The organism is Arthrobacter sp. I3, assembly GCF_000520575.1.
Taxonomy (GTDB): domain Bacteria; phylum Actinomycetota; class Actinomycetes; order Actinomycetales; family Micrococcaceae; genus Arthrobacter; species Arthrobacter humicola_A.
This window is the reverse complement of the sequence record NZ_AZSB01000543.1, coordinates 1-4,933: the sequence shown is the minus strand read 5'-3', so window position 1 is coordinate 4,933 and position 4,933 is coordinate 1. Positions and strand designations below refer to the sequence as shown.

5 protein-coding genes and 2 pseudogenes are annotated in these 4,933 nt (G+C 65.6%); all 7 read left to right on the top strand.

What is annotated here, in order from left to right:
• Positions 1-608 (top strand): CoA transferase subunit A (locus tag Y706_RS0102505; protein WP_028275335.1); only part of this gene is annotated, 608 nt, incomplete at its 5' end.
• 32 nt (positions 609-640) lie between these two features.
• Positions 641-1,435, top strand: coding sequence for a CoA-transferase (locus tag Y706_RS0102500; RefSeq protein WP_028275334.1), 795 nt, complete (start codon positions 641-643; stop codon positions 1,433-1,435).
• 50 nt (positions 1,436-1,485) lie between these two features.
• Positions 1,486-1,854: pseudogene (locus tag Y706_RS0102495) on the top strand (CoA-transferase); the annotation flags it as partial.
• The gene (locus Y706_RS0102490) at positions 1,851-3,035 is read left to right on the top strand and encodes an acetyl-CoA acetyltransferase (RefSeq protein WP_028275332.1); all 1,185 of its coding nucleotides are present in this window, start codon (positions 1,851-1,853) and stop codon (positions 3,033-3,035) included. The pseudogene Y706_RS0102495 and the gene Y706_RS0102490, both read left to right, overlap by 4 nt.
• A 109-nt stretch (positions 3,036-3,144) precedes the next feature.
• Entirely contained in the window at positions 3,145-3,861 is a 717-nt protein-coding gene (locus Y706_RS29965; protein WP_253906675.1) for a hypothetical protein, read from the top strand.
• A gap of 80 nt (positions 3,862-3,941) precedes the next feature.
• The gene (locus tag Y706_RS28610; protein WP_156945050.1) at positions 3,942-4,355 is read left to right on the top strand and encodes a hypothetical protein; all 414 of its coding nucleotides are present in this window, start codon (positions 3,942-3,944) and stop codon (positions 4,353-4,355) included.
• A 74-nt stretch (positions 4,356-4,429) separates the two neighbouring features.
• A pseudogene (locus tag Y706_RS23190) lies at positions 4,430-4,933 on the top strand (malate synthase A); the annotation flags it as partial.

Sequence of the window (4,933 nt, the reverse complement as noted above, 5' to 3'; positions counted from 1 at the left end):
GGGATTCCGGCGTCAAGGACCTCACGGTCGTCTCCAACAACATGGGCGTGGACGGCAAGGGCCTCGGCGTGCTGATCGAAGCCGGCCAGGTGGCCAAGGTCATCGCCTCCTATGTGGGGGAGAACAAGCTCTTCGCCGAGCAGTACCTCGCCGGGAAGCTGGAGGTGGAGTTCACCCCGCAGGGCACCCTTGCCGAGCGGCTGCGCGCCGGCGGCGCCGGCATCCCCGCCTTCTACACCAAGACCGGCGTCGGGACCCTCGTCGCCGAAGGCAAGCCGCTGGCGGAGTTCGACGGCGAAACGTATGTCCAGGAGCGCGCCATCAAGGCCGACGTCGCCCTGGTCCACGCGCACACCGCCGATACCGACGGCAACCTCATCTACCGCTACACGGCGCAGAACTTCAACCCCGTGGTCGCGACCGCCGGCGCTGTCACGGTAGCGGAGGCCGAGGTGATCGTGGAACCGGGTCAGCTGGATCCCAACCACATCGTCACCCCCGGTGTCTTCGTCCAGCGCCTGATCCAGGCCAGCGGCCGGATCAAGGACATCGAACAGCGGACGGTCCGCCCGCGCGCCGGGGCTGCGCCCGCCGTCGGACCCGCCTGAACTGCACCTGAAGACTTCTGAGGAGAATCACCATGGCTTGGACCCGGAATGAAATGGCTGCCATCGCGGCCGAAGAACTCAACGACGGCGACTACGTCAACCTTGGCATCGGCATCCCCACGCTGGTGGCCAACAACCTGCCCGGGGGCGTCCGCGTCGTCCTGCAGAGCGAGAACGGCCTGCTCGGCATGGGTCCGTTCCCTTATGAGGGCGAGGAGGACGCGGACCTCATCAACGCCGGCAAGCAGACCGTCACGGTCCTGCCCGGCGGCAGCATCTTCGACTCCGCGACCTCCTTCGGCATGATCCGCGGCGGGCACGTGGGCGAGGAGGACGCGGACCTCATCAACGCCGGCAAGCAGACCGTCACGGTCCTGCCCGGCGGCAGCATCTTCGACTCCGCGACCTCCTTCGGCATGATCCGCGGCGGGCACGTGAAGGTCGCCATCCTGGGCGCCATGCAGGTCTCCGGGAACGGTGACCTCGCCAACTGGACCATCCCCGGCAAGATGGTCAAGGGCATGGGCGGTGCCATGGACCTCGTGGCCGGCACCCCGCGTGTCGTGGTCCTCACCGAGCACAACGCCAAGGACGGCACCGCCAAGATCGTCAAGGAATGCACGCTGCCCCTCACCGGGCTCAGCTGCGTGGACCGCATCATCAGCGACCTCGCGGTCTTCGACCTTGTGAAGAATGAGCACAAAGCAGACGGCGGGCGGAAGCTCACGCTCACGCGCCTCGCGCCGGGCGTCACCGTGGAGGAAATCCGCGAAAAAACCGAAGCCGACTTCGATGTCGCGCTCGAATTTGAAGGAGCGACGGCATGAGCCTCAAAGACCAGTTCGGCAAGGACGTCCTGCTCACCGGCTGGGGCCACAGCCGGTTCGGCAAGCTGAGCGACGAAACCCTGGAGTCCCTGATCGTGCAGGTCGCCACCGAGGCGATCGGCAACGCCATGGATCTCGTGGCCGGCACCCCGCGCGTCGTGGTCCTCACCGAGCACAACGCCAAGGACGGCAGCGCCAAGATCGTTCCGGAATGCACCCTCCCGCTCACCGGCCTGAGCTGCGTGGACCGGATCATCAGCGACCTGGCGGTGTTTGACCTGGAGAAGGTCCACGGCGTCCGGCAGCTCACGCTGACCCGCCTCGCGCCGGGCATCACTGTCGAGGAGATCCGGGAGAAGACCGGGGCCGCGTTCGCCGTCGCCCTCGACGAATCCGCCTTGGAAGGAGCCACAGCATGAGCCTGAAGGACCAGTTCGGCAAGGATGTCCTGCTCACCGGTTGGGGCCACAGCCGGTTCGGCAGGCTGGCGGACGACACCCTGGAATCCCTGATCGTGCAGGTCGCCACCGAGGCGATCGGCAACGCAGGCATCGAACCAGGCCAGATCGACGAGATCTACCTGGGCCAGTTCAACTCCGGCATGATGCCGCTGGCCTTCCCCTCCTCGCTCGCGCTCCAGGTCTCGGAACAGCTCGCCAATGTTCCGGCCACCCGCGTCGAGAATGCCTGCGCCTCGGGCTCGGCCGCGTTCCAGCAGGGCACCAAGTCGCTGCTGGCCGGCACGGCGAAGACCGTCCTGGTGATCGGCGCCGAAAAGATGACCCAGGCCGGGGCCGACGTCGTGGGCGCCGCCCTGCTCGGCGCGGACTATGACATGGCCGGCAAGGCCTCCACCACCGGCTTCACCGGGCTGTTCGCCGAGGTCGCGAAGCACTACGGGAAGCGCTACGGGCCGGTCAGCGATGTGCTCGGCACGATCGCGGCGAAGAACCACCGCAACGGCGTCGACAACCCCTACGCCCAGCTCCGCAAGGACCTCGGTGAGGAGTTCTGCCGGACCGTCTCGGACAAGAACCCGATGGTGGCCGATCCGCTGCGCCGCACCGACTGCTCCCCCGTGTCCGACGGCGCCGCCGCCGTCGTGATCAGTGTTGCCCCCACCGGCGGCGTCACCGCGCCGGTGCGGCTCGCCGGCTTCGGCCACGCCAACGATTTCTTCCCGGCCGAGCGCCGGGACCCCACCGCGTTCACCGCCACCCGGGCGTCCTGGCAGCGGGCCCTGGGGATGGCCGGCGTCGGGCTCGACGAACTGGACTTCGCGGAGGTGCACGACTGCTTCACGATCGCCGAGCTGCTCATGTACGAGGCCATGGGCCTGACCGAACCGGGCCAGGGCGCCCGCGCGGTCCAGGAAGGCTGGGTCTTCAAGTACGGCAAGCTGCCCATCAACGTCTCCGGCGGGCTCAAGGCCAAGGGCCACCCGGTCGGCGCCACCGGCGTCTCGCAGCACGTCATCGCCGCGATGCAGCTCACCGGCACCGCCGGCGACATGCAACTGGCCGCCCCGCGCCGCGCCGCCGTGCAGAACATGGGCGGCGTCGGCATCGCCAACTACGTCAGCGTGCTCGAAGCCGTCTAGCTCCTACTGAATCAGTTCCCATGGCATCCTGCCAGGAGACCTCCGCCTGCACCGCACAGAGTGCCGGCGGCGTCGTCCCATTCATTAATCTGACAAGCGAGATAATCCCGTGACCTTGGCCATTACCACTCAAGAAGCCGTGATGGACATGCGCGGCACGATTGGAGTGAGCGAACAGGCGTCTCGCGGCATCAACTGGTCCGATGATAAGCCCGTAGTACCTCAACAAGTGGAAACCATAGGTGGCTCGCCCCCCGGGTATCGCTCCAGGCATCGTCACCGTGGAGAGTCTTCCGAGGATTCTCTCCTTTCAGCCATCGGGGACGAAGACCTTCCGGAACAGATCCTGCACCTTCTCACGAACCTTGAACATGCGGTATCCCATCACGAGACTCTGTGCTCCGCTCGTCTAACCAATAAGCCGCAGCTTGCAGGCAATCGCGAGGCTTTGGAGTGGATACTCCTGGCTCTGGAAAGTATCGCTGCCACGGCACGAGGCATCTCTCAAGCCAAAGATCCGGCTGCCTTGCATCCATCTGTGGCCCGTCAGAACGGGCCACAGGAAATTCCACCACGACCTATCAAGGACGGAAATAGAGCTATGAGGACAACAAAGCATCTCGGAAGCACTTTCCGGGTCACCGGCGACACTCCAGCCCTCATTGAAAGACGCCTCGACGCGGCGGTAGAGGCCGCGGAAGCCAAGGCGATGCGGGATGGCAGGAACGGAGTGCTCGTCATGCGTCACTGCCCGCAAACGTACATCGTGTCCGTGAGTCCGGACGTTCCCTATGGTGTGACTAGGGAAGAAGACTTCTCGGTATGACAGGACAGCGCATCTCCTCGGTTGACCATTTTCCTGCGTGCAGACTGCGAGTCTGCACGCTAGAGGTCTCGGAGATTTGATTGAAAGACGCAATCTCGCAAACCCAGATGGAAGCTATCTCCGCACTCGCGTCCGGTGACCACGTCGAAGCCTACGACGACAGCGGTGGGCAATGGCTCGGGGTTGTAGACATCGCCGCCTATAACCATGGCATCGTATGGATCCATAGTCGTTCGGGAGAGCGCAAGCTTCTCGACGTCAAAGAGCACACCATCCGTCGCGTCCACGCTCCGCCACACCGGGCTGGCACAGGCGCTGCGGCGGACACGAGCGACGATGGTACCCGCTCCCGCACCAAAAAACCTCGGTCCAAGCAAATGAAGATCGCGAGCCTGGCAAATCCAAAAGTCAGGCCAGAGACCTTTACCCTGACTTCGCCGAGTTCCGATGAATCGCCCTTGCCAGTCTATAACGCTCAACTCTCATGTGACTAGCGGAGTATTTCGCGCTGTCGCCGGCCGCAAGACCGCCGCCACCCCTCCCGCACACCTACTAGAAGGACTTCCTGATGCAGAACCCCGCCTATGTACTGACCGACCCGGAGCCGATCGCCCGTGCCGGGGAGATTCTGACCGCGGAGGCCCTGGCCTTCGTGGCGGAACTCCACCGGCGTTTCGCCGGCACCCGCACGGGCCTGCTGAAGGCCCGCGAGGTCAAACGCGATCACGTGGCCCGGACCGGGGCCCTGGATTTCCTGCCGGAAACCCAGGCAATCCGGGACGGCGGATGGCAGGTTGCCGCGGCGCCGGAGGCACTGCTGGACCGGCGGGTGGAGATGACCGGGCCCGCGCCCCCGGCGAAGATGGCGATCAACGCCCTGAACTCCGGCGCCCGGGTCTGGCTCGCGGACCTGGAGGATGCCAGCACCCCGACGTGGCATAACGTGGTGGACAGTGTCCTGAACCTCAAAGACGCGGCCCGGGGCACGCTGGCGTATACCTCCCCGGAGGGCAAGGAATACCGGCTGCGCACCGATGCGCCGCTGGCGGTCGTGGTGGCCCGTCCGCGCGGC

Excerpts from the sequence above, each read along its gene's own strand:
- Y706_RS0102500 (WP_028275334.1), top strand. The coding sequence starts at position 641 with ATGGCTTGGACCCGGAATGAAATGGCTGCCATCGCGGCCGAAGAACTC.
- Y706_RS0102490 (WP_028275332.1), top strand. The coding sequence starts at position 1,851 with ATGAGCCTGAAGGACCAGTTCGGCAAGGATGTCCTGCTCACCGGTTGG.